At 35.6% G+C, this 25,416-nt stretch carries 20 protein-coding genes; 12 read left to right on the top strand and 8 right to left on the bottom strand.

Features of this window, described 5'->3' with window-relative positions; genetic code table 11:
- The 3 genes from B0A66_RS14830 to B0A66_RS14820 all read left to right on the top strand — a co-directional run.
- The coding region (locus B0A66_RS14830) for a gliding motility-associated C-terminal domain-containing protein (protein WP_123868247.1) at positions 1 to 7,152 on the top strand (7,152 nt) is incomplete at its 5' end.
- Positions 7,153 to 7,203: 51 nt separating this feature from the next.
- The gene (locus B0A66_RS14825; protein WP_089050630.1) at positions 7,204 to 8,115 is read left to right on the top strand and encodes a PorP/SprF family type IX secretion system membrane protein; all 912 of its coding nucleotides are present in this window, start codon (positions 7,204 to 7,206) and stop codon (positions 8,113 to 8,115) included.
- A gap of 12 nt (positions 8,116 to 8,127) precedes the next feature.
- Positions 8,128 to 10,125: an OmpA family protein gene (locus B0A66_RS14820; RefSeq protein WP_089050629.1), complete on the top strand. Its 1,998-nt coding sequence runs from the start codon at positions 8,128 to 8,130 to the stop codon at positions 10,123 to 10,125.
- Between the two features lie 89 nt (positions 10,126 to 10,214).
- Here B0A66_RS14820 and B0A66_RS14815 read toward each other — a convergent pair whose 3' ends face one another.
- A complete protein-coding gene (locus tag B0A66_RS14815) occupies positions 10,215 to 10,958 on the bottom strand; it encodes an SDR family oxidoreductase (protein WP_089050628.1) in 744 nt (247 codons plus the stop codon).
- Between the two features lie 104 nt (positions 10,959 to 11,062).
- Here B0A66_RS14815 and B0A66_RS14810 point away from each other — a divergent pair, with 104 nt between their 5' ends.
- From B0A66_RS14810 to B0A66_RS14780, 7 genes are all read left to right on the top strand, one after another.
- Entirely contained in the window at positions 11,063 to 11,413 is a 351-nt protein-coding gene (locus B0A66_RS14810) for a winged helix-turn-helix transcriptional regulator (RefSeq protein WP_089050627.1), read from the top strand.
- Between the two features lie 118 nt (positions 11,414 to 11,531).
- Complete coding sequence (locus B0A66_RS14805) at positions 11,532 to 12,350, top strand: SDR family NAD(P)-dependent oxidoreductase (RefSeq protein WP_089050626.1); 819 nt, start codon at positions 11,532 to 11,534, stop codon at positions 12,348 to 12,350.
- Between the two features lie 106 nt (positions 12,351 to 12,456).
- Entirely contained in the window at positions 12,457 to 13,350 is an 894-nt protein-coding gene (locus B0A66_RS14800) for a helix-turn-helix domain-containing protein (RefSeq protein ID WP_089050625.1), read from the top strand.
- Positions 13,351 to 13,439: 89 nt separating this feature from the next.
- On the top strand, positions 13,440 to 14,030 hold the full coding sequence (locus B0A66_RS14795) for a TetR/AcrR family transcriptional regulator (RefSeq protein ID WP_089050624.1): 591 nt from the start codon (positions 13,440 to 13,442) through the stop codon (positions 14,028 to 14,030).
- A gap of 112 nt (positions 14,031 to 14,142) precedes the next feature.
- Positions 14,143 to 14,835 (top strand): SDR family oxidoreductase, encoded by a 693-nt coding sequence (locus B0A66_RS14790; RefSeq protein WP_089050623.1) that lies wholly within the window; start codon positions 14,143 to 14,145, stop codon positions 14,833 to 14,835.
- A 28-nt stretch (positions 14,836 to 14,863) separates the two neighbouring features.
- A complete protein-coding gene (locus B0A66_RS14785) occupies positions 14,864 to 15,631 on the top strand; it encodes an SDR family oxidoreductase (RefSeq protein WP_089050622.1) in 768 nt (255 codons plus the stop codon).
- A gap of 14 nt (positions 15,632 to 15,645) precedes the next feature.
- Entirely contained in the window at positions 15,646 to 16,647 is a 1,002-nt protein-coding gene (locus B0A66_RS14780; protein ID WP_089050621.1) for an NADP-dependent oxidoreductase, read from the top strand.
- 186 nt (positions 16,648 to 16,833) lie between these two features.
- Here the strand turns inward: B0A66_RS14780 and B0A66_RS14775 are convergent, their stop codons facing one another.
- The 4 genes from B0A66_RS14775 to B0A66_RS14760 are packed head-to-tail and all read right to left on the bottom strand — an operon-like array spanning position 16,834 to position 20,514.
- On the bottom strand, positions 16,834 to 17,055 hold the full coding sequence (locus tag B0A66_RS14775) for a CinA family protein (protein ID WP_089050620.1): 222 nt from the start codon (positions 17,053 to 17,055) through the stop codon (positions 16,834 to 16,836).
- 21 nt (positions 17,056 to 17,076) lie between these two features.
- Positions 17,077 to 18,231 (bottom strand): hypothetical protein, encoded by a 1,155-nt coding sequence (locus B0A66_RS14770; RefSeq protein ID WP_089050619.1) that lies wholly within the window; start codon positions 18,229 to 18,231, stop codon positions 17,077 to 17,079.
- 1 nt (position 18,232) lies between these two features.
- Positions 18,233 to 19,372 (bottom strand): UDP-galactopyranose mutase, encoded by a 1,140-nt coding sequence (gene glf / locus B0A66_RS14765; RefSeq protein ID WP_089050618.1) that lies wholly within the window; start codon positions 19,370 to 19,372, stop codon positions 18,233 to 18,235.
- Positions 19,369 to 20,514, bottom strand: a complete 1,146-nt coding sequence (locus tag B0A66_RS14760) for a glycosyltransferase (RefSeq protein ID WP_089050617.1) — start codon at positions 20,512 to 20,514, stop codon at positions 19,369 to 19,371. The genes glf and B0A66_RS14760 overlap by 4 nt, the downstream gene beginning before the upstream one ends.
- A 251-nt stretch (positions 20,515 to 20,765) precedes the next feature.
- Between B0A66_RS14760 and B0A66_RS14755 the strand changes: the two genes are divergently transcribed.
- A complete protein-coding gene (locus B0A66_RS14755; protein WP_089050616.1) occupies positions 20,766 to 21,395 on the top strand; it encodes a YciE/YciF ferroxidase family protein in 630 nt (209 codons plus the stop codon).
- Positions 21,396 to 21,518: 123 nt separating this feature from the next.
- Here the strand turns inward: B0A66_RS14755 and B0A66_RS14750 are convergent, their stop codons facing one another.
- The 3 genes from B0A66_RS14750 to B0A66_RS14740 form a co-directional block, all read right to left on the bottom strand.
- Positions 21,519 to 21,965, bottom strand: coding sequence for a hypothetical protein (locus tag B0A66_RS14750; protein WP_089050615.1), 447 nt, complete (start codon positions 21,963 to 21,965; stop codon positions 21,519 to 21,521).
- Positions 21,966 to 22,123: 158 nt separating this feature from the next.
- Positions 22,124 to 22,687, bottom strand: a complete 564-nt coding sequence (locus B0A66_RS14745) for a YciE/YciF ferroxidase family protein (protein WP_089050614.1) — start codon at positions 22,685 to 22,687, stop codon at positions 22,124 to 22,126.
- An 18-nt stretch (positions 22,688 to 22,705) separates the two neighbouring features.
- Positions 22,706 to 24,847, bottom strand: a complete 2,142-nt coding sequence (locus B0A66_RS14740) for a catalase (RefSeq protein WP_089050613.1) — start codon at positions 24,845 to 24,847, stop codon at positions 22,706 to 22,708.
- Positions 24,848 to 25,243: 396 nt separating this feature from the next.
- On the opposite strand from B0A66_RS14740, the gene B0A66_RS22900 reads away from it, so the two are divergent.
- The gene (locus B0A66_RS22900) at positions 25,244 to 25,414 is read left to right on the top strand and encodes a hypothetical protein (RefSeq protein ID WP_165766624.1); all 171 of its coding nucleotides are present in this window, start codon (positions 25,244 to 25,246) and stop codon (positions 25,412 to 25,414) included.
- The last annotated feature ends 2 nt before the right edge of the window (positions 25,415 to 25,416 follow it).

Below are 25,416 nucleotides of genomic sequence, written 5' to 3'. Positions count from 1 at the left end.
GGAGTAGCAGTTACAGCAGCTAATACAGATGTAACACCAATCACAACAGGTCCATTAAGTATCAATGCAAATGGAGTTCTTACTCTTGCAGCCAATACAGCAAGTGGAACATATAGCATTACTTATGAAATTTGCGAAGCAGGTGCAAATCCATCAAACTGTAAAACAGCTTCAGCAGAAGTAACAGTTGAAAATGCTTTAGTAGCAAATGCAGATAACACTTACGCAACTCAAACATCAGGAAACACAGCGGTAAATGTTGGTAATGTAACAACAAACGATACTTTAAACGGAGTAGCAGTTACAGCAACAAATACAGATGTAACACCAATCACAACAGGTCCACTAAGTATCAATGCAAATGGAGTTTTAACTCTTGCAGCTAATACAGCAAGTGGAACATATAGCATTACTTATGAAATTTGCGAAGCAGGTGCAAATCCATCAAATTGTAAAACAGCTTCGGCTGAAGTTACAGTTGAAAATGCTTTAGTAGCAAACAACGATAATGCTTACGGAACTCAGACTTCAGGAAACACAGCAGTAAATGTTGGAAATGTAACGACAAATGATACTTTAAACGGAGTAGCAGTTACATCAGCAAATACAGATGTAACACCAATCACAACAGGTCCATTGAGTATCAATGCAAATGGAGTTTTAACTCTTGCAGCCAATACAGCAAGCGGAACATATAGCATTACGTATGAAATTTGTGAAGCAGGAGCTAATCCATCAAACTGTAAAACAGCTTCGGCAGAAGTAACTGTTGAAAATGCTTTAGTAGCAAACAACGATAACGCTTTTGCATCTCAAACATCAGGAAACACAGCGGTAAATGTTGGTAATGTAACAACAAACGATACTTTAAACGGAGTAGCGGTTACAGCAGCAAATACAGATGTAACACCAATTACAACAGGTCCTTTGAGCATCAATGCAAACGGAGTTTTAACTCTTGCAGCCAATACAGCAAGTGGAACATATAGCATTACGTATGAAATTTGTGAAGCAGGAGCTAATCCATCAAACTGTAAAACAGCATCAGCAGAAGTAACAGTTGAAAATGCTTTAGTAGCAAACAACGATAATGCTTTTGCAACTCAAACATCAGGAAACACAGCGGTAAATGTTGGTAATGTAACAACAAACGATACTTTAAACGGAGTAGCAGTTACAGCAACAAATACAGATGTAACACCAATCACAACAGGTCCATTGAGCATCAATGCAAATGGAGTTTTAACTCTTGCAGCTAATACAGTAAGTGGAACATATAGCATTACTTATGAAATATGTGAAGCAGGTGCTAATCCATCAAACTGTAAAACAGCAACAGCAGAAGTTACAGTTGCAAATGAAATTAAAGCTGTAGTTGATACACTAACTCCAATTAATGGAAATACTGGTGGTTCGACTATATCATTAACAGCAAATGATACTTTAAAAGGAAGTCCAGTTGTTATTGGAACTAATCCAGGAGAAGTTACTTTGAATATTGTAGGTACTCTTCCAACTGGATTAACATTAAATACAAATGGAACGATTACAGTAAATGCAGGAACTCCGCAAGGAAATTATAATATAGAATATAGAATCTGTGAAGTAGGAAGTACTCCAGCGAATTGTGATTCAGTGATTTCAGTTTTATCAGTTACAGGAGGGAATCTTGTAGCGAATACAGATATATTAGAAACTATCAATGCTAATCAAGGAGGAACAACAATCACTTCACTTGTAAGCAACGATACGTTAAATGGCAACCCAGTTGTAATTGGAACAAATCCAGGTCAGGTTAGTTTAAGTTTAGTTGGAACATTACCAACAGGATTAACACTAAACGCTAACGGAACTATTACAGTTGCTCCAAACACACCGGCAGCAACCTACCCAATTGAATACAGAATTTGTGAGATCACGAATCCATCAAACTGTGCTTCTGTTCAATCAGAAATCACGGTTACGGCAAGTTCATTAATCGCAAATGCTGATACAATTTCGGGAGCAATTGCTTCAAACGGAACACAAACGTTAGGAAACGCATTTGATAATGATACTAAAAATGGAGTTGCGTTAGTACCTTCAGATGTAAACATTACCATTGTTGCGGATCCAAAAGGATACTTAGTATTGAACCCTGACGGAACAATCACCCTTGGAGCTAATGCACCAGCGGGAGATTATGAAGTTGGATATACTATCTGTGAGAAACTGAACCCAACCAACTGTAGTTCAAATACAGTTAAAGTAACAGTAGCTGCAGGCGTACTTGTAGTTAATACAGATGTCTTAGAAACAATCAATGCAAACCAAGGAGGAACAACAATTACGTCACTTGTAAGCAACGATACATTAAACGGCAATCCAGTTGTAATTGGAACAAATCCAGGTCAGGTTAGTTTAAGTTTAGTTGGAACATTACCAACAGGATTAACATTAAATGCTAACGGAACTATTACAGTTGCTCCAAACACACCGGCAGCAACTTATCCAATCGAATACAGAATTTGTGAGATTACGAATCCATCAAACTGTGCTTCTGTTCAATCAGAAATTACCGTTACAGCAAGTTCATTAATTGCAAATGCTGATACATTCACAGGTGTTATTGCATCAGGTAATACACCTCAAACTTTAGGAAATGCTTTTGATAATGATACTAAAAACGGAGTTGCGTTAGTTCCTTCAGATGTAAACATTACCATTGTTGCGGATCCAAAAGGATACTTAGTATTGAACCCAGACGGAACAATCACCCTTGGAGCTAATGCACCAGCAGGAGATTATGAAGTTGGCTATACGATCTGTGAGAAACTGAACCCATCAAACTGTAGTTCAAATACAGTTAAAGTAACGGTTGCAGCAGGCGTATTAGTTGTAAATACAGATATTTTAGAAACTATCAATGCTAATCAAGGAGGAACAACAATCACTTCACTTGTAAGCAACGATACGTTAAATGGCAACCCAGTTGTAATAGGTACAAACCCAGGTCAGGTTAGTTTAAGTTTAGTTGGAACATTACCAACAGGATTAACATTAAACGCAAACGGAACTATTACAGTTGCACCAAACACACCGGCAGCAACTTATCCAATCGAATACAGAATCTGTGAGATTACGAACCCATCAAACTGTAAATCTGTTCAATCAGAAATCACGGTTACGGCAAGTTCATTAATCGCTAATACAGATACATTCACAGGTGTTATTGCATCAGGTAATACACCTCAAACTTTAGGAAATGCTTTTGATAATGATACGAAGAATGGAGTAGCGTTAGTTCCTTCAGATGTAAACATTACCATTGTTGCAGATCCAAAAGGATATTTAGTATTGAACCCTGACGGAACAATCACACTTGGAGCTAATGCACCAGCAGGAGATTACGAAGTTGGCTATACGATCTGTGAGAAACTGAATCCATCAAACTGTAGTTCAAACACAGTTAAAGTTACGGTTACAGCAGGAGTATTAGTTGTAAATACTGATGTTTTAGAAACAAACAATGCTAATCAAGGCGGAACAACAATTACGTCACTTGTAAGCAACGATACATTAAACGGAAATCCAGTTGTAATTGGAACTAGTGCAGGTCAGGTTAGTTTAAGTTTAGTTGGAACATTACCAACAGGATTAACATTAAACGCAAACGGAACTATTACAGTTGCACCAAACACACCGGCAGCAACTTACCCAATCGAATACAGAATTTGTGAGATTACGAACCCATCAAACTGTGCTTCTGTTCAATCAGAAATTACCGTTACAGCAAGTTCATTAATTGCAAATGCTGATACTTTTACAGGAACAATTGCTTCTAACACGACACAAACTTTAGGAAATGCTTTTGATAATGATACGAAGAATGGAGTGGCGTTAGTTCCTTCAGATGTAAACATTACCATTGTTGCGGATCCAAAAGGATACTTAGTATTAAATCCTGACGGAACAATCACTCTTGGCGCAAATGCACCGGCAGGAGATTACGAAGTTGGCTATACTATCTGTGAGAAACTGAATCCATCAAACTGTAGTTCGAATACAATTAAAGTAACAGTTACAGCAGGAGTATTAGTTGTAAATACAGATGTTTTAGAAACCATAAATGCAAACCAAGGTGGAACAACAATTACGTCACTTGTAAGCAATGATACATTAAACGGAAATCCAGTTGTAATTGGAACTAGTGCAGGTCAGGTTAGTTTAAGTCTAGTTGGAACATTACCAACAGGATTAACATTAAATGCAAACGGAACAATTACGGTTGCACCAAACACACCGGCAGCAACTTATCCAATCGAATACAGAATTTGTGAGATTACGAATCCATCAAACTGTGCTTCTGTTCAATCAGAAATCACCGTTACAGCAAGTTCACTAATTGCAAATGCTGATACTTTTACAGGAACAATTGCTTCTAACACGACACAAACTTTAGGAAATGCTTTTGATAATGATACTAAAAATGGAGTTGCTTTAGTACCTTCAGATGTAAACATTACCATTGTAGCAGATCCAAAAGGATACTTAGTATTGAATCCTGACGGAACAATTACCCTTGGAGCAAATGCACCAGCAGGAGATTACGAAGTTGGCTATACGATCTGTGAGAAACTGAACCCATCAAACTGTAGTTCGAATACAATTAAAGTAACAGTTACAGCAGGAGTACTTGTAGTTAATACAGATGTCTTAGAAACGATCAATGCAAACCAAGGCGGAACAACAATCACGTCACTTGTAAGCAACGATACATTAAACGGAAATCCGGTTGTAATTGGAACAAACCCAGGTCAGGTTAGTTTAAGCCTTGTTGGAACATTGCCAACAGGATTAACACTAAACGCAAACGGAACAATTACGGTTGCTCCAAATACACCGGCAGCAACATATCCAATTGAATACAGAATCTGTGAGATTACGAACCCATCAAACTGTAAATCTGTTCAATCAGAAATCACGGTTACGGCAAGTTCATTAATCGCTAATACAGATACATTCACAGGTGTTGTAGCATCAGGAAATACACCTCAAACTTTAGGAAATGCATTTGATAATGATACTAAAAATGGAGTTGCGTTAGTTCCTTCAGATGTAAACATTACCATTGTTGCGGATCCAAAAGGATACTTAGTATTGAATCCTGACGGAACAATCACACTTGGAGCTAATGCACCAGCAGGAGATTATGAAGTTGGCTATACAATCTGTGAGAAACTGAATCCATCAAACTGTAGTTCAAATACAGTTAAAGTTACGGTTGCAGCAGGAGTATTGGTTGTAAACACTGATGTTTTAGAAACAATCAATGCAAACCAAGGCGGAACAACAATTACGTCACTTGTAAGCAACGATACATTAAACGGAAATCCAGTTGTAATTGGAACTAGTGCAGGTCAGGTTAGTTTAAGTTTAGTTGGAACATTACCAACAGGATTATCATTAAACGCAAACGGAACAATTACGGTTGCACCAAACACACCGGCAGCAACATACACAATCGAATACAGAATTTGTGAGATCACGAACCCATCGAACTGTGCTTCTGTTCAATCAGAAATCACGGTTACGGCAAGTTCATTAATCGCTAATACAGATACATTCACAGGTGTTGTAGCATCAGGAAATACACCTCAAACTTTAGGAAATGCATTTGATAATGATACTAAAAATGGAGTTGCATTAGTACCTTCAGATGTAAACATTACCATTGTAGCAGATCCAAAGGGATACTTAGTATTGAATCCTGACGGAACAATCACTCTTGGAGCAAATGCACCAGCAGGAGATTATGAAGTTGGTTATACGATCTGTGATAAGTTGAATCCATCAAACTGTAGTTCAAGCACGATCAAAGTAACCGTTACAGCAGGAGCGGCAACAATTAAAGCAAACGATGATATACCTGGTTCTGTGAATCCACAAGTAGATTTAGATGCTAAAATAAACATATTTGATAACGACTTACTGAATGGAGTAAAACCAACAGCATCGAATGTAATTTTAACGATTTTAGTTCCAAATGCAAATCTGATTATAGATGCTAATGGTGCGGTAAGTGTAAAAGCGCAAACACCATCAGGACTTTACGAACTGACTTACCAAATCTGTAATCTGTCTAATACAGTTTGTAGCCAGGCAGTAGTAAGAGTTACTGTTAATAATAGTGGAACAACGGCACCAAATCTAATTTCAGCTGTAGATGATGGACCGATAAATGTAGACGGTATTAACGGAGCGCTTGAATTCATCAATATTTTAGATAATGATTTATTACTTGGAGTACCGGTTAATTCAAATGATGTAATAATTACGAGCACATCAGGTAACGCTAATTTCGAGTTTAACACTGATGGAACTGTAAATATCAGACCAAATACACCGGGTGGTACTTATGCATTAAGTTATCAGATTTGTGAAAAAGCAAATACATCTAATTGTACATCAGCAGTACTAAATGTCTTTGTAGAAGCACCGGCGGTAGCACTTATTAAGACAGCCGTATTTAATGATGAGAACGAAAACGGTTTTGCTAATGCGGGAGAAACGATTACGTATAAATTTACAGTAACCAATACAGGAAATGTTCCTTTAAGAGGTGTTACGATTTCAGATCCTTTACCTGGAGTTGTAGTTTCAGGTCAGGCAATTGATTTAGAAGTAAACGAATCTAACGAGTTCAATTTTACAGCTGTCTACAGAATTACACAAGCTGACATCAATAAAGGAAGCATAAGTAATCAGGCAATGGTACAAGCTCGAACTGCAAAAGGTGTAGTAGTAGAAGATCAGTCAGATGATCTAGGAGTAGAAGGCAATCGCCCAACAGTTACCAATTTAGAAGGTTGTGTAATTAAAGTCTTTAACGCGTTTTCGCCTAACGGAGAGCAAAACACAAGATTCTACATTAAAGGCTTAGAATGCTATCCTGATAATACGGTTGAGATTTACAACCGATGGGGAGTTCTGGTATTTGATATTGATCGTTATGACAATGAAGAAAGAGCGTTTAGAGGAGTTTCTCAAGGACGTACCACGATCAAACAAACAGACGGACTTCCGGCTGGAACTTATTTCTACATCGTGAGATACAAAGACAACGATTCGAATATGCACGAATTATCAGGATACTTATACATCAACAAATAAAAATGATATACGGCTTAGTCAAAAAGCTAAGCCGTTTAAAAAATATACTACATGAAAAAATTACTTCTAATTTGTATGTTGTTTTCGATTGTTTGCGAAGCGCAACAAGATTCGCAGTTTACACAGTACATGTATAATACAATAGAAATAAATCCGGCTTATGCAGGTTCTCGTGGAGCATTGAGTGTTTTTGGTTTGTATAGAACACAATGGGTTGGACTTGACGGAGCACCAGAGACAAGTACATTCTCTGTAAATACACCATTGAGAAATAGCAATCTTGGTTTAGGAGTTTCTCTTGTAAACGACAAGATAGGACCAACGAACGAAAATACATTGTCTGCTGATGTTTCTTATAGTGTACCAACATCAGAATCTTTTAAGCTGTCTTTTGGTTTAAAAGCGACAGCTAACATTTTTAATTTAGATGCTTCAAAGTTAAATTTTGAGAATCAGGAGAATAACCAGTTTCAGGATTTGAACAACAAATTTACACCCAACATAGGAGCTGGTGTGTACTGGCATTCAGATCGCTCGTATATAGGTTTGTCAGTTCCAAATTTTATTGAAACCAATCGTTATAATGACAATGATACAGCGATTCGTAAAGAAAAAATCAACTATTACTTAATGGGAGGTTATGTCTTTAATCTGGATCGTTTAGAATACATCAAATTCAAACCAGCCGTACTGGCTAAAATGGTAGAAGGAGCACCGTTGCAGGTTGATTTGTCAGGAAACTTTATGTTTAATGATAAGTTTGTAATAGGAGCAGCATATCGCTGGAGTGCTTCAGTAAGTGCTTTGGCCGGTTTTCAGATCACTAAAAACATGTATATAGGATACGGCTACGATCATGAAACAAGCAATTTAAGAAGATACAATTCAGGATCACATGAAATCTTTTTAAGATATGACTTCTTCAAGAATTATAACAAAATGACCTCTCCAAGATTTTTCTAATTTATATTAACTATGAGAATTAAAAGTTTAAGCTGCATAGCTTTATTATGTTGCTTTGTTTTCAACGCAACTGCACAGACATCATTAATTAAAAACGCGGACAAAAAGTACGATGAATATGCCTATGTAGATGCTATAAAAAGTTATGAAAGAATTGTAAGCAAAGGAAACAAAGAGGAAAGGATATTACAGCGCCTTGGAAATTCCTATTACTTTATAGGAGAATTTGTAAAAGCCCTAAAATGGTATGACAGGTTGTTTCGAGAACATCGTGAGCAAGAAGCAGAATATTTGTACCGCTACGCACAATGTTTAAAAACCAATGGGAATTATAAAAAAGCCGATGAAGTTTTACAGAAATACGAAGAAAAAGCAGCTGTAGAAAAAAGAGCAGTTTTAAGTAAAAAGGATAAAAATTATTTAGCATCAATAAAATTAAATTCAGGTCGTTTTCTTATTGCTGATGCCGGAATCAATACTGTTTATTCAGAATACGGAACGACAATTTTTGATAATAAAATAATTTTCACTTCTGCTCGTGACACGGGTGGCGTATTTCAGAGTAGTTTTAAATGGACGAATAAATCTTTTTCAAAACTATACAAGGCAGACTTAAATTCAGATGGAAGCGTTGGTATTCCGACATTGTTTAATAAAAAGAACAATCAAAAGTATAATGAGTCTACGCCAGTATTTACAAAAGATGGCAAGACGATGTACTTTACCAGAAATAATGTTAATGATGGAAAAAAAGGAAGCAACGATAAAGATATTACGCTTCTGAAAATATACAAAGCAGAGTGGCAAGATGGTGAATGGAAAAATGTAAAAGAACTTCCATTTAATAGCGATCAATATAGCGCAGCGCATCCGGCATTAAGCATTGATGAGAAAATTTTATATTTCGCATCAGATATGCCAGGAACACTTGGACAGTCAGATATCTATAAAGTGTCGATCAATGAAGACGGTACTTTTGGAACGCCTCAGAATTTAGGATCTGAAATTAATACAGAAGGAAGAGAAACTTTCCCTTTTGTTTCCGGAGATAACGAACTCTTTTTTGCATCAGACGGTCGTCCGGGACTTGGAGGTCTTGATATTTATGTATCAAAAATTAAAGAAGACGGTAGTTTTGAAGAAGTTGAAAATGTCGGTGAACCGGTCAACAGTAAAGACGATGATTTTGCTTTTATAATTAATGATAAAACTAGAAATGGTTTTTTTACCTCTAACAGAAAAGGAGTTGGTTTTGATGATATTTACCGTTTCAACGAAATAAAAAGATTGGTTTGCGAACAGCAATTAGTGGGCGTTGTAGTCGACGAAGAAACCAAAGAAGTACTTTCTGAAGTAAGTTTGATTTTATTTGATGAAACCCGCAACAATGCAGTTGAAGTGATCACAAATCAAAAAGGTGAATTTACTTTTCCGGGTGTAAAATGTGGTAAAAAATACTTTATAAAAACTTCAAAAACGGATTATGAGTTTAAAGAAGTTTCGGTTGAGATTAAAAGAGGTACTGATAAAACTAGTTTATCAATAGAGCTGGAAAAGAAATCAAAACCGATTTTGGTAAAAAACATAGAGATCAAAACATCGAAGATTAGTGCAGTAAAAGTAAAACCAATTAGTATGGGAACAGACTTAATAAAACTGCTTAATATTCCACTGAACTTTTTTGATTTAGGAAAATCTACCATCAAAAAAACATCAGAACCACAATTGCAGAAAGTGGTCGATATTTTAAAACAATATCCGAGTTTGTCACTGGATATACGTTCTCATACAGACAGTAGATCATCAGCAGAAAGTAATATGATTTTGTCTGAAAAAAGAGCGGAATCTACAAAAAACTGGTTAGTACAAAAGGGAATCGATGCAAGTCGTTTGACAGCCAAAGGTTTTGGAGAAACGCAATTAGTAAACAATTGTGCTGACGGAGTAAAATGCAGTGAGAAGCAACATCAGATGAACAGAAGAAGCGAATTTATTATTACAAGCTTGTAAAAAATACCATTTCGTTTTTCAGAAGATAAAAAAAGAAGCAGTCTAATTTTTTAGACTGCTTCTTCATTTTTAATAATAGTAAATGCCAATTATTTTAAAGCATAATTTAGATAACCACCATCAACTACCAGTTCTGTTCCGGTAATAAAACTTGCATCATCAGAAGCAAGAAATAACACTGCTTTTGCAACTTCTGAAGCATTTCCAATTCTTTGCATTGCTGTAGCAGCAGCTAAATGATGTCTGGCTTCTTCAGGAATCACACCTTCTAGCCCAGGGGTAGTAATTGGCCCAGGGCTAACAATATTGACACGGATTTTTCTGCCTATTAATTCATTTGCTGCAATCTGAGCAATTTTGTTTAATGCTCCTTTAGTAGACGAATAAATACTTGTGCCCAAATTGGTTGCTGTAGCTACTGTTGAAGAAGTAAATATAACTGATGATCCTTCAGCTAAATGAGGTATTAATTTTTGAAGCGTAAAGAAATGACCTTTAACATTGGTATTAAATTGAGCATCAAAATCAACTTCTGTTACTTCTTCTATAGAGGCAAATTTCGCTATTCCTGCATTCAGATAAAGAACATCTATTTTAGTATTTCCTTCTGAGAAAGTTTTTTCTAAAAGCGTCAGATCAGATAAATTAGCTGTATCTGCAACAATAGTTTTTAATTTTGAACTTCCGATTTCGGTAGCTGCTTTTTCAAGATTTGCAGTATTTCTGCCCGTGATCCAAACGTTGGCGCCAGCAGTAATAAATTCTTTGGCTGTAGCTAATCCAATTCCGGTAGTTCCGCCTGCAATCAGGACATTTTTATTTGTAAAATTCATTTTGTAAATGTTTATAGTTTATGAGGCAAAGCTAGTTTAGTTTTGTTTATTTTTGTTACTTTGTAACTAAAAGTAACAGTAACATTGGAGAAACAAAGTAACCTATGAGTAACGAGTGTAATATTGAACACAGAAAAGAAATCATGGCTGTACATGATACAATGGACATATTGAATGGAAAATGGAAAATTTCTGTTATATCGTCTATTTGTTTTCATAATAAAAGAAGATTCTCGGATATCTTAAATGATGTTAGCGGGATATCGAACAAAATGCTGAGCAAAGAATTAAAAGAACTGGAGATGAATAAACTGATCACGCGTACTGTTCTGAATACACAGCCCGTGTCCATTCATTATCAGCTAACAGATTACGGACTTACGTTAAAGACCATTATAAACGATCTTGCTGATTGGGGAATAAAACACCGACAGGTAATTATCGAAAGTGACTAAAATAGAATTGTGTGGGTTCCGTAAAAATGGATAAGTCTTCCTGACTTTTGGGTAAGCCTGTGCAATACTCGTTGTCTAATTTTGTACTAATAAATTAATATAAGTAACAAAAATAGACATGACAAAAACAGTTTTTATTACCGGAGCCTCTCGTGGTTTTGGTAAATTATGGACAACGGCTTTATTACAAAAAGGATACAATGTAGCAGCGACAGCCCGAAACATTGGCGTCTTAGATGAATTGGTTAAAGAGTATAAAGATCAAATATTACCATTGCAGCTGGATGTTACCAATCGAAATAGTGTTTTCGAAACAATAAAAAAAGCAAAAACACATTTCGGAAGCATTGACGTATTAATCAATAATGCAGGCTACGGTTTGTTTGGTGCTTTAGAAGAAAATACAGAAGAAGAAGTACGCCAGCAAATGGAAACGAATTTCTTTGGTTTAGTTTGGGTTACGCAAGCCGTATTGCCTATTATGCGCGAGCAGGGAAGCGGTCATATTATTCAACTATCAAGTGCTTTGGGATTGGTTTCTTTTCCAACATTAGGTTTATACAGTGCTTCTAAGTTTGCAGTAGAAGGATTAAGTGAAAGTTTAGCCGCTGAAGTAAAAGGTTTCGGAATCAATGTTACAATTGTGGAGCCAAATGAATTCTCGACCGATTGGGGAGGAGCATCAGCACAATCATCATCAGCATTAGCTGCTTATGATACTGTCAGAACCAATTTTTATGCAATGTTATCTGATGATATTGTTGGATTACCAGAAGCGACAGTTCCTGCTATGATTAAACTTATAGAAAGCGAAAATCCGCCACTTCGTTTGTTGCTTGGTAAAGCAGGACTTCCAATGGCGAAATATGGCTTTGAAACACGTTTAGCAACTTGGGAATCCTGGATAGATGTTTCTAATGCAGCGCACGGTAAATAAGCCAAAAGAAGTAAGCAAGAAGTAAGCAAGGAGAGAAATAGTAAAATAAAGTTTTAGTGAATCAGACTACGCCAGAGATGGCGTAGTTTTATAACATTTAAAAAATATGGAACATTTTAAGCATTTAGCAGATATGCACCGTCATCTCGGATTTCCTTTGCCGGAAGATCCTCTATTTAGTTTATTGCATTGTAACACGGTATGCACAATCTTTGCAAAAGAGTTTACAACAGATTTTTACATGATCGGACTTAAAGATCTTAAGGCAGGCGAAATTCTTTATGGACGAACCAAATATGATCATGATACAGGCAGTATGATGTTTTCAAAACCCAGACAGATTATCCAGTTCAATGAGGTAGAGCATGAAAAGGATGCGTTTTTGTTATTCATACATGAAGATTATTTTTTGGGGCATCATTTGCACAAAGAGATAAAAAACTATTCTTATTTTGATTATGAAACTAGTGAAGCTTTGTTTCTTTCACCAAAAGAAGAGAGCGTCATTTGGGATATTTTTCATAAAATGGAAATGGAATACCACGACAATGTCGATGATTACAGCAAAGATATTATCCTCACCTATATTGAATCGATGCTAAAATTTGCACAGAGATTCTACAAGCGCCAGTTTATAAACCGAAAAGAAATTTCAGGAAAAACAGTTTCGAAGTTTAACGAGATCTTAAGCTCTTACAAAAACAATAATCTTCTCAATTCAAAAGGATTGCCTACCGTGAGTGCTATTTCCGCCGCTTTAAATTTATCACCACGCTACATGAGTGATTTATTAAAACAAGAAACAGGTAAAACAGCAATAGAGCTTATTCATATCTATTTAATCAATGAAGCTAAAAATCAATTAAAAGCAAATGAAGAACTGACTGTCTCCGAGATAGCTTATGATTTAGGATTTGAAAGTTTACCTTCCTTTTCAAGATTATTCAAAAAAGAAACGGGTCTCAGCCCTAATGAATTCAAGAAGAGTTTTTTAAATTAATTTTATTTTGGGTTTTTCTTTAAAAATTTATTCAATTTTGTTTTTTAAAATAAACTTTTTGGTATATTTGTACTCTAATTTTGAATGCAATGCTGACAAAAGCCGAAAAGACCAAACAATTTATATTAGAAACTGCTATGCCTCTTTACAATGAAAAGGGCATATCAGGCGTGCATATAGATGATGTCTTGGCGGCTACAAAGCTTACCAAAGGCTGTCTTTATGGTCATTTTGAAAATAAAGAAGACCTTTCAGAACAAGTTATTGACTTGTCTCTGAAATTAATTTCGGATAAAATAAGGTTAGCAGTTTCCAAAGGCAAATCGGTTAAAGGTAAAATTTTTGCCTTTATGGATTTTTATAAGAATCCGATCCAGACTCAAATTCCAGGAGGATGTCCTATATTCAATAATGCAGTAGAATCCGATGATAATTATCCTCTTGTAAAACAAAAAATTGCTAAAATATTCAGAGCAGGTCAGGAAGAACTTACCGCATTGCTTCAGGAAGGAATTGATAACGGAGAATTTACCAGTAAACTCGAACCTGCTGTTTTCGCTTTTAAAATGGTAGCCGCAATAGAAGGCGGTATCGTCATGTGCAGGGTTATGGATACTGCAAAGCCTTTGCAAAGTCTTATAAAAAGTCTAAAGTCTGAAATAGACCAATATTCAACATGATTTTTTTTTGAATATAAATATACCAAAAAGTTTATTTTAAAATATACTAAAAAGTATAATTGTTAAAATAATAAATAAGAAAAACACATTTTTAATTTAAATATAAACGACAATGAAAACAACTGGAAATACAATATTTATTAGCGGTGGAAGTGCCGGAATAGGATTAGCTATTGCTAAAAAACTTAGTGAAGCAGGCAATAAAATAATCATTAACGGGCGTAGTGAAGAGCGTTTGCAAAAAGCATTATCAGAATTGAAGAATACTGTTGCCATACAAGGTGATTTATCAATCGAGGCAGACAGAATTCGTATTGCTCAGGAGCTGAAAGAGAATCACCCGGAAGTAAACGTGATCATTAATAATGCCGGACTTGCTTTTACGTATTTGCTTAATGAAACTTTAAATGCACATGAAAAAGCAGCAATCGAAATGAATACCAACTATTTTAGTGTGATTCATTTTACAGAACTCTTACTACCACATTTACAACAAAAAACAGAAGCCGCTATTGTAAATGTTTCCTCAATTGTAGTTTTTGGAAGTTATAAGGTATTACCAACTTATGGAGCTGCAAAAGCGGCATTGCATAGTTATACGACAGCATTACGTTCTACGTATGAAGAGGAAAAAAATCTTCAGATTTATGAAGTATATCCACCATTAGTTAATACTGAATTTTCAGCAGAAATAGGAGGTGAAAATGGTATTCCGCCACAAGAAGTTGCGGATGAGTTGTTTTTGGCATTAGAGAAAAATCAGTTTGATGTTCCGGTTGGTGATTCAAAACAATTTTTCAAATAATTAGTACTACTTAAAAGGTCAAAACAAAATGAATATAAAAGGTAAAACAATACTAATTACCGGAGGCGCTTCGGGTATTGGGTTAGAATCTGCCAGACAATTTTTAGCAGAAGGGGCAAAAGTGATTATTACAGGCAGAAATCAGACTAAATTAGATTTAGCTAAAAAAAACTTTCCAACACTAATTGCCATAAAAAGCGATGTGGAAAAGGAAGAAGATGCCGTGGCGCTTTTTGAAAAAGTTACTTTTTTAGGCGGAATTGATATTCTCTATAATAATGCCGGGGTTGGAAGCCCGGCACTAAATCTTGGCATAGGAAATAATCAGATTATAAATAATGCAGTCTATGAAATGAACGTTAATTATATAGGAGTTATTAGACTTAATACTCTTTTTATTGAAATGCTGAAATCAAGAAAGGAAAGTGCTATTATCAATACAACATCTCTGTTGAGTTTGGTTCCAGCCTTAGAAGAACCAACCTATTCTGCATCCAAAGCAGCTATTAGCTTTTATACCAAAATACTTAGGAAAAATTTAGAAATATTGGGTAGTACTGTAAAAGTGTTTGAACTATTACCACCTCTTGTAGCAACAGAAATGACAGCAAAAAGAAACGATAAAAAAATCACAACCGAAGATTTAGTAAAAGCACTAATTAGCGGAATAAAAAAAGATAAGTTTACGATTAGGGTAGGAGATACAAAAGTGATTTATTTTTTGAGTCGATTTTTTCCAAAAGTGGCTTTTAGTTTAGTTAATCCTAAAAAGATTTATGCGAGTTTACAATCCTAATTAGAATATAAAAGATGAAAGCATTCACAATTAATAAATATAGTAAAACAGAAAATTTACAGCTAGTGGAATTGTCTGTACCACAAATAAACAATTATGATGTTTTAGTTGAAGTGCATGCAGCAGGCGTTAATCTTCTGGATTCTAAAATAAAATCCGGAGAGTTTAAACTAATGCTGCCGTATAAACTTCCTTTAATTTTAGGACACGACGTTGCAGGAGTAGTTGTAAAAACAGGTAAAAATGTAACAAGGTTTAAAGTTGGCGATGAAGTGTATGCAAGACCTTCTGATCATCGTATTGGTACATTTGCAGAATTTATTGCAATAGATGAAAAAGATACCGCTCTCAAACCTAAGAATCTTTCTATGGAAGAAGCCGCATCTATTCCTTTGGTTGCGCTTACGGCATGGCAGGTGTTTGTTGAGAAAGGACAGACTAAAAGAGGAGATAAAGTTTTTATTCAGGCGGGCTCGGGAGGTGTAGGAACGGTTGCAATTCAATTGGCGAAATACTTAGGTGCTAATGTTGCCACTACTGCAAGTCCAAAAAGTTTTGATTTGCTTAAGAACTTAGGAGCTGATATTGTTGTCGATTATAAAAACAGTGATTTTGAAATCCAATTAAAAGAATATGATTTGGTTGTAAATAGTCAGGATAAAAAGACGCTCGAAAAATCTGTGAATGTGTTAAAATCAGGAGGTAAGCTTATCTCCATTTCAGGGCCTCCAACCCCTGATTTTGCAAAAGAAATAGGAGCTTCCTGGCTGATAAAAACGATTTTGTCTTTACTAAGTTCAGGAATTCGTAAGAAAGCAAAATCTAAAAATGTCGAGTATTCTTTTCTATTTATGAGAGCTGAAGGACATCAGTTAGGCGAAATTACAAAACTTATTGAAGCCGAAATAATTAAACCGGTCATAGATAAAATTTTCCCTTTTAACGAAATCAACGAAGCATTAGCTTATGTAGAGGGAGGTCGTGCTAAGGGCAAAGTAGTTATTAAAATAAAATAATAGCTTTATAAGAAAGCAGTTATTCCCTTTTACTTCAGGCAAGCACTTCTATTACTAAAAAAATCGCGATGTATTTTATACAATGCAATTTTGTAAAGTAATTTTAACGAAGACAATTTATTCTAATTTGAATTCGATAATAGCATTTAATTAATTAAAAACCAGTGCTTGTTTTGAAGTATTAATTCATAAACTTGTAATACTTTCAATAATTAGTTTCGATCCCTGATCGATAGCCTGCAATACAATTTCTTCAGGTGATCCCTTAAAGAAAAATTGGTGATTAGTTTTTTTTGTTGGTGTTATGATACAAAAGAAGATAGTTCCAACAGGTTTTTCCGGAGTTTCACTTCCTCCGGGAGTGGCAAGACCTGTAACGGCTAAAGTAATTTTTGCAATCTTTAACATGGAGAATGATATACTTTTTTCTCAGTCTGCAATTTTAAAAAAGTTAATTACAAAGTCTAAAATGCTATTGTTATTTTTAAAATTAATCTGTGCTTTTTCTATCGCTTTTATATAATTCGGCTCCGGTATTCTGTTACCGCTTTTATCCAGATCCCAAATACCACAATCGTAATAGCGTGAAACATCATCCCAGTCAGGTCTGTCCGTAACGGGATAAATACAGATGCCATTTAAATCGACTCCTCTTTTTTTTGCAATAACACATTCGGCAGTAATTTCTTCAATCCATTGTACTCTTCCGGAACCAAAATGTCCCGTTTCAGATAGAAAAATAGGTTTCTGATATCGTTCGTATGCCATTTGCAGTAAGTCGGCAAGAGGTGTTCTCTGTTTATAAATTTCAGGCCAGTCCAGTGTTGCACCGTTAAGCTGCCATTGACAGTTCCAATAATAATTAAAACCCAGAATATCCAGATAATCTTCGTTACCACCCAATTCAGGACACATTCTGCCGGCAATAATATCCATCGCCTGGAACTGATGCTCATTTGAGTTATACAGGTGATCGGCATCATCATCTTCACTTCCGTGAATTTTTATTAAAGGCTCAACCAAAATAATAACGCAATCCGGATCTGCTTCTTTTAAAGTTTTAATGCCCAAAATGGCTGCTTTACAAAGATGGTATTTAATATCCCATCCGCTGTTGACAGCAAAAGGTACAGTTCCTCTGACATCACCGGAATGCCATGATAAAAAACTAATTTCATTAATAGGAACCACATACAATTCCTGTTCTGAATTGGCATCGTAAAATAGAGCAAAGGCATTGCATAATGCAACAAATCGATCACAAAAATTAGGATGCGTTGGATAAATTCCGTCAGGATACCCAAAATGAATCAGATCCCAAATTTGCTGAATTCCAAATTCCTCCGCAGCCAGCATTCGGTTATAGACCTCTGAAAAGTCAAAAATGCCTGGAGAAGTTTCTACAGCGCTCCAGCAAATACCTTCACGAACTGTTGTAATGCCTATTTTTTCCAATGCTTCATAATCTTCTCTAATCCGAACATCGTGCTGAGTTTCTTTCAGGAGGTTGATGCGGTCGCCGGATCTGTTAATATGATCAGCACATTCAAAACCCCCGATAAAAAAAGAATTAAATATTTTCATTTTACCCTGCAGTCTTATAAGTTATGGTAGCATTCTTTTCCAAAGAATCAAATAAATCTAAGGCATTTTTAAAAGCCTGATCCATATTGAAATATTTGTAATTCGCCAGTCTGCCTACAAAATGAACATCCAGTAATTTTTCGGCTTCAGCTTTGTATTTTTTATAAATTTCTTCGTTTCGCGGATTAGGAACCGGATAGTAAGGTTCGCCTTCATCAACGGTGAATTCCCGCACAATAGTAGTTTTATCTGATTTTTGATTACCAAAATGTTTGTATTCAATTATTCGGGTAAAATCGACTTCGGTGCCAGGATAATTTATTACTGAGTTTTCCTGAAAAAAGGGAGCATCAATAGTATCACTAACAAAATTGATAGATCGGTATTCCAGTTTTTCCGTCAGGCTATGTTTAAAATCAAAAAAGCGGTCTACAGGACCTGTATAAAATAATTTTTCATATCCTGTATATTCTTCTTTAACATCAAAGTAATCTGTTTCGAGTAAAATTTCGATGTTAGGGTTCTTGACAATATTTTCAAATAACTGCGTATATCCTCCCTTTGGCAAAGCCTGAAAAGTATCTGAAAAATAACGGTCATCATAATTGTAGCGCACTGGAATACGATTCAGTACAGAAGCATCTAATTCGGCCGGGTATTTATCCCATTGTTTTTTTGTATAATGCTTGAACATTTTTTCATATAATACATTTCCAACCCGGTTTAACACTGCTTCTTCACCATTAGCCGGATTTTCAAAAGGAATGCGGTTTTCTTCCAGCCAGTTTTTCATTTCCTGTTCAGAAGTAATATTGGTTGAGAATAATTCGTTTACAGTTGTAATGTTTACAGGAATCGGAACCATTTTATCATCAACTCTTGCCATAACTTTATGTTCCCACGGATACCATTCTGAAAACTGATTTACATATTTCCAGACCGCTTCTTCATTAGTATGAAACAAATGTGCGCCATATTTTGAGACAAGTATGTTATTTTCATCAATAAAATCGTAACAGTTTCCTGCGATATGATTTCGTTTTTCAATGATGAGTACTTTTTTGCCTATTGAGGCATATCGTTCTGCTAATACTGATCCGGAGATTCCGGCGCCAATAATTAAAATATCTATTTGTTTCATTTTGAAAATTCTTTAATTATGGATAACATCTTATTTGCAGTAGCGTCCCACGAAGTATTTTTTAGAATATCAGTATATTTTCCAGCTGTAGAGGAAGCAGATCTTTTATCGAATAACAAAGTAATGGCATCGCAAAATTCGTCAGCAGTTTCAACAAGTTTTACACAGTTACTGTAATCCCGAACTACATCTTTAATTTTTGTTGAAATAATGGGTTTTCCTGCCGCCATATATTCCAGCGTTTTTGTTGGACTGATAAACTTTGTTGCATCGTTTATAGCAAATGGCATCATAGCAATATCAAAACCTTTTAGATAATGAGGCAGTTCAGTATAAGATTTCATTCCCAGATAATGAATGTTTTCTTCTTTCGGAAGATCGCTTTCGTCGATTTTCGCCAGAGGACCAATCATTACAAAATATACTTTGGGTAGTTTTAAAGCTGTTTCATGCAGTAATTTTAAATCAATTCGTTCATCAATTACGCCAAAATAGCCTACTACAGGAGCTTGAAGATTGGCAATATCTGCAGGAATTTCAATTCCGTTTAAAGCCTGTGCAAAATGAGATTCATCGACAGAACTCGGAAAACAGTAAACATTAGAATGATCTTGCTTTTTGGATTCGTACAAAGATTTCCCACCTGTAAAAACAATATCGGCATTGGCAATTAAATATTTTTCCTGATGAATTAAGTGTTCGGGAGCGCCCTTAAACAGCGTTAATTCATCCATACAATCATATACGATAGTTTCAAATTTGAATAAATCTAAAAGCGGAGTAAAGGAAGCAGAATAAAACCATCCAATCGATGCTTCTTTATTTGTAATATAATGTGGCAATAGTGCAGCAATAGACTCGATGTCTTTCACACGTGGCTGCAAAATGTGTAAAGTGTCAGAAATAACAAGAAGTTGAGCTGTGTTTTCCTGTTGTTCTTCATAACCTATTGGTTCTTCTATTAATAATACTTTCATGTTTTGAGACATTCGGCTGATCAGATGCTGCGGACGCTGATAAACAAACTGCCATCTTAAATGACAAAATACAATCATATCATAGCTTTGTGGTGGTTGGTTTTTTGGAGCAGAAACAGGAGTTTCTGCAGATCTTACTTTAGACCCGTGTAAATTTGTCTGCATGGAAATTTGTGTTTGAAGTGATTATTGAGTGCAATTAATTTACTGGATTTTGTAAATTTTTACTGACTCAAATGTACCTCTTAATCCAGAACGTAAATTATACAATTAGACGGCTTTGTTATACAATTAAAGGATTTTATTATCTGATTATCAGATATTTGAATATTACAACAATGAGAGGTAATTGTATAAGCAGAGTGCTTCATTCTCGGTCTACATTTGACTACACAATTATTAAAGAACTATTTATTATGAAAAATTCAAATACAAAGACAGCGGCAAAAAAAGAAACCGCTGCAAAATCATCATCAAGCACTTCTAAGTCAAAAACGACTGCGGCTAAAACACCAGCTTCTAAAGCACCGCTAAAAGCTAAATCATCTGCAGCAGATGGATTGAGAGCCTTATTTGTAGATTCCTTAAAAGATATTTACTGGGCAGAGAAAGCGCTGACGAAAGCATTGCCAAAAATGGCTAAAAATGCTACGTCACAAAATCTTATTGATGCCATAAATGACCATCTTGAAGTAACAAAAAATCAGGTTACCAGATTAGAAGAAGTTTTTGCATCAGTTGGAGAAAAAGCAGCTGCAAAAAAATGTGATGCTATGGAAGGTTTGATCAAAGAGGGAGAAGGAATTATGGAAGAAACGGAACTTGGAGCAGTTCGTGATGCCGGAATTATTGCTGCGTCGCAAAAGATTGAACATTATGAGATTGCTACCTACGGAACACTTGCAGCTTTTGCAAAAACATTGGGTGAAGACGAAGCGGTTTCTCTTTTAGTTCAAACGCTGAACGAAGAAAAAGAAGCTGACATTACCTTGACGGAAGCAGCTTACAATACCATCAATTTTGATGCTGTTGAAGAAGAAAAATAACAGTAACGTTTAGAGTTCTGATTTAACCGATACAAACTATTAAAAGCAATCATTTAATTAAACATCTGCAAGACTAATTTGCAGGTGTTTTTTTATGTATTAAAGTTTTAGTATGTAATGAAACTAAAGAAATAATTTGTAGATCAAAAATGCGGTAATTGAAAATATAATATGGGCAACAAAAAGCTGTAAATAATAGCCAATGAAATCTATATTAGGCTTTTTAGGAATTATTTTAAATAAGATGATCCAGCCAATGATTCCTATGATACCACTGATTACGCCCAGCAAAAAACTGGCAGACCAGGAGATCTCCAATAATTCATGAAACCATAAAAAATGATAGCCAATAACAAATCCAAAACCTATTAAAAAGTGTAATACCCAGCCTAAAATAATTTTTAGATTTTTTGTTGCTTCCAGATGAAATGAACTTAGTATATAGGCAAGCAATACAGGTTCTTTGTAAACTTCTCTGGCACTTGTTGATACAGCATAACTAAAAAGAGTCATTGCAGAAGTTGCTATAATAGAGTATATTAAAATTTGAAGTAGCGTGTAAAAGTCCATAAACATGATTTTAATTCGTAAGCAAAATGAAAATAAATAAGTAACATGCTCTGCTAAAGTTGTATTCTGTCCAGAGCAATAAGTAGTTTTAATATAAAGTCCTAAATACGCTAATAGATTCACGTATTTAGGACTTTATTATTTTCAAATGAAAATCATTATACAGCTGCTACAATATTTACAGCGTTTAGCGCAATATCATTTAGTAAACAGTCCGCTTCTTTTTCTTCAGCAAGCGTCTGTGTTAATAATTTTGCCGCATCATTTTCACCCAGCGTTTTGGCAAAAGCCACAAGCGTTCCGTAAGTTGCAATTTCATAGTGCTCAATTTTTTGGGATGCCGCAATAATTCCGGCATCACGAACAGCTCCGGGTTCTGTTTCTTCCACAATGCTGTCTCCTTCTTTTAGAAGTCCGGTCATGGCTTCGCACTTTTTACCTTCTGCATTTTCTCCCAAAAGATTAAAAACTTTTTCTAAACGCGCTACCTGATTTTTTGTTACGTCAAGATGTTCTTTAATAGCCGAAGCCAGAGCAGGAGAAGTAGCATTAGCAACCATTTTTGGCAAAGCACTTACCAAGGCATTTTCGGCCCAGTAAATGTCTTTAAGACTGTCAATAAATAATTCTTTTAATTCTTTAGCAGCACCATCAACGGGCTGAACTACAGCTTCTTTACTAACAGAAGCTTTTATATCGTTTGGTTTTTCTGAATTTTTCATAAAAATTATATTTAAAAATTAATTGTATAGGTTGGGTTCGCGATCCCAGAATCTGTGTTTGCCCATAGCAGCGATAAATGCTGTAGCAAAACTTTCGCTTGATACTTCACTTTCTACAATTAGACCCTGATCATCATTGGTGATTTTTGATGCAAAAGGTGCTGTGTCTAATAGGGCAGAAGCGGCTCCATCTACACCAATCACTTTGCAGTGTTTATAGGCATCGTTTAAAAATTCATTTACATCATCGCTTTCAGCAAGAATACTTATTCCTAATCCGTCAGGTACATATACAGCATCAAATAATACGGAAGATGCCGTTAAAAAACTAAAATCGACATGCAGTTCACCATCGGCATCGGTAAGGATTGTTCCTAAATTCGGAGCGATAATAAAACCTTTTGCATCTTCCTTCAATAAAGCATTTTTAATATTGGCGACCGCATTTTCAGAAACTCCGTCAGCCGCTAAGATGGCGACTTTTCGGGAGGCAATAGTAGGCGAGTTGGTAGGATTGTTTAGCATCGTCAAAGCATCTGATGAAGACACGGATGATTCAACTGTTTTAGGTTCCTGATTGCCATTTTCGTTTTCCGGAGAAACACCATGATTGATAGGAGTTTCTAAAACTGTCGGCACCGTCATTCCCAAACCAATCGCTACTTTTTCAGCCAGATCCTGTTCCACCTGAGACAATAAGCCAAGCATTCTAAGTCGGATTGCAGCAGTGTCAACCTTTCCAAGTTCAAAACGCAAAGCTTTGACAATATGACTTTTTTCTGTTTCGGTCTGACTGTTAAAAAACAATTTAGCCTGTCCGAAGTGATCCGCAAAACTTTCGCTTCTGCCTCGTACTTTATGAGCATCTACGCGTTCTTCAAAACTTGAGAATCCGCCTTCAGCTATTTTAGCCTGATAGGGACAGCCGCCTCCAAGCGAATTAGGATGATAACTTACACGACCTTTGTTGATTTCCTGACGCATGTGTCCGTCACGCTGATTGTTATGTACGGGAGCAATACTGCGGTTAATTGGAATTTCGTGAAAATTTGGACTTCCTAATCTTGATAATTGCGTATCAGTATACGAGAACAAACGTCCTTGTAAAAGGGGATCATTAGAAAAATCGATCCCGGGAACAACATGTCCGGGATGAAATGCAATTTGTTCTGTTTCTGCAAAGAAATTATCCGGATTTTTATTCAAAACCATTCGGCCAACAATAGTTACCGGAACAAGTTCTTCCGGAACCAGTTTTGTGGGATCCAGCAAATCAAATTCGTATTTTTCCTCATCTTCTGACGGAATAATTTGTACTCCCAATTCCCATTCCGGAAAATTTCCATTTTCAATGGCTTCCCAAAGATCTTGTCTGTGAAAGTCAGGGTTTTTTCCTGAAATTTTTTGAGCTTCATCCCAAGCCACAGCATGTGTTCCTAATTTAGGTTTCCAGTGAAATTTTACAAAAGAAGATTCTCCTGCTTCATTAATTAATCTAAAAGTATGAACACCAAATCCTTCCATCATACGATAACTTCTGGGAATCGCGCGATCAGACATTACCCACATAATCATGTGCATCGATTCCGGCATTAAAGAAATAAAATCCCAAAAGGTATCATGTGCTGATGCGGCCTGAGGAATTTCATTATGAGGTTCAGGTTTAACCGCATGAATGAGATCCGGAAACTTAGCCGCATCCTGAATAAAAAAGACCGGAACATTATTTCCTACCAGATCATAGATACCTTCCTGCGTGTAGAATTTTACCGAAAAGCCACGCACATCGCGTGCTAAATCTGTAGATCCACGTGATCCTGCTACAGTTGAGAATCGTGTAAAAACTGGAGTTTTAAGTCCTGACTCCTGTAGAAAACCGGCTTTGGTTAATTCCGGAATTGGGTTTGTTACTTCAAAAAAACCATGAGCTCCTGAACCTCTTGCGTGCACAATTCTTTCCGGGATTCTTTCGTGGTCAAAATGTGTAATTTTTTCTCTTAGTATAAAATCCTCTAATAATGACGGACCTCTTTCACCTGCCTTTAGAGAATTATTATCATCATTAATTCTGACACCCTGATCCGTTGTTAAAAACTTATTGGTGCCGTCAGATTTGTTGATAGACAGATCTCTCTGTTTTTCATCCTGCAAATTTTCCATAATGTGTAGTTATTAATAGTTATAAAAAAAAACCTGAAATAGAAGTTCCTTTAAAACTTTGCTTGTTGGGGCAATGGAAGTTAAAACCTCATACAATAATCAGGGTGGTCAAATGTAGTCTTACTTAGAGCGTTGGAGTTATACGATTCAGTTCGTGAATTATACAATTGCCAGTATTTTGTAATTACCTGTTTTTTAGTTTGTTAAGTTTGTTTTTTTACTATAAAAAAACAATTAATAATATAATAAAAGTGGATAATGATGTAAATAATCTGATACAGATCCAATTACTTTTAGTGTACAAAAATGCCACTTCAAGAATCCTTTATGGTTGCCCTAATATTGGTGTTTAATTATAGAAATGAATTTTAATAAATAACGAATAAGTATAAAGTTATGTTTACAATTGGTCAGCAAGTACAGCAGGAATTCGGAACTCAGGTAATGAAAATTATTGATTTTGAACCCGATTTAATAGAAAATGTAATTACACAATGGGAAGATGAAGAAGGTACAATTGTAACCGGAAAATTTATGGAATCACAGCTTTTGCCTGCAGAAGAATAGTA

Origin of the sequence: Flavobacterium hercynium (assembly GCF_002217285.1) — a bacterium.
GTDB classification, from domain to species: Bacteria; Bacteroidota; Bacteroidia; order Flavobacteriales; family Flavobacteriaceae; genus Flavobacterium; species Flavobacterium hercynium.
Note: the sequence above shows the minus strand (reverse complement) of the source record. Positions and strands in the feature narration are given on the sequence as shown.

Coding starts and splice junctions, on each gene's coding strand:
- B0A66_RS14800 (WP_089050625.1), top strand. CDS start 12,457: ATGGAACATTTTAAGCATTTAGCAGATATGCACCGTCATCTCGGATTT.
- B0A66_RS14760 (WP_089050617.1), bottom strand. CDS start 20,514: ATGCAGACAAATTTACACGGGTCTAAAGTAAGATCTGCAGAAACTCCT.
- B0A66_RS14740 (WP_089050613.1), bottom strand. CDS start 24,847: ATGGAAAATTTGCAGGATGAAAAACAGAGAGATCTGTCTATCAACAAA.
- B0A66_RS14805 (WP_089050626.1), top strand. CDS start 11,532: ATGACAAAAACAGTTTTTATTACCGGAGCCTCTCGTGGTTTTGGTAAA.
- B0A66_RS14790 (WP_089050623.1), top strand. CDS start 14,143: ATGAAAACAACTGGAAATACAATATTTATTAGCGGTGGAAGTGCCGGA.
- B0A66_RS14745 (WP_089050614.1), bottom strand. CDS start 22,687: ATGAAAAATTCAGAAAAACCAAACGATATAAAAGCTTCTGTTAGTAAA.
- B0A66_RS14770 (WP_089050619.1), bottom strand. CDS start 18,231: ATGAAAATATTTAATTCTTTTTTTATCGGGGGTTTTGAATGTGCTGAT.
- B0A66_RS14750 (WP_089050615.1), bottom strand. CDS start 21,965: ATGGACTTTTACACGCTACTTCAAATTTTAATATACTCTATTATAGCA.
- B0A66_RS14780 (WP_089050621.1), top strand. CDS start 15,646: ATGAAAGCATTCACAATTAATAAATATAGTAAAACAGAAAATTTACAG.
- B0A66_RS14795 (WP_089050624.1), top strand. CDS start 13,440: ATGCTGACAAAAGCCGAAAAGACCAAACAATTTATATTAGAAACTGCT.
- B0A66_RS22900 (WP_165766624.1), top strand. CDS start 25,244: ATGTTTACAATTGGTCAGCAAGTACAGCAGGAATTCGGAACTCAGGTA.
- B0A66_RS14810 (WP_089050627.1), top strand. CDS start 11,063: ATGAGTAACGAGTGTAATATTGAACACAGAAAAGAAATCATGGCTGTA.
- B0A66_RS14820 (WP_089050629.1), top strand. CDS start 8,128: ATGAGAATTAAAAGTTTAAGCTGCATAGCTTTATTATGTTGCTTTGTT.
- B0A66_RS14775 (WP_089050620.1), bottom strand. CDS start 17,055: ATGTTAAAGATTGCAAAAATTACTTTAGCCGTTACAGGTCTTGCCACT.
- B0A66_RS14785 (WP_089050622.1), top strand. CDS start 14,864: ATGAATATAAAAGGTAAAACAATACTAATTACCGGAGGCGCTTCGGGT.
- B0A66_RS14815 (WP_089050628.1), bottom strand. CDS start 10,958: ATGAATTTTACAAATAAAAATGTCCTGATTGCAGGCGGAACTACCGGA.
- glf (WP_089050618.1), bottom strand. CDS start 19,372: ATGAAACAAATAGATATTTTAATTATTGGCGCCGGAATCTCCGGATCA.
- B0A66_RS14825 (WP_089050630.1), top strand. CDS start 7,204: ATGAAAAAATTACTTCTAATTTGTATGTTGTTTTCGATTGTTTGCGAA.
- B0A66_RS14755 (WP_089050616.1), top strand. CDS start 20,766: ATGAAAAATTCAAATACAAAGACAGCGGCAAAAAAAGAAACCGCTGCA.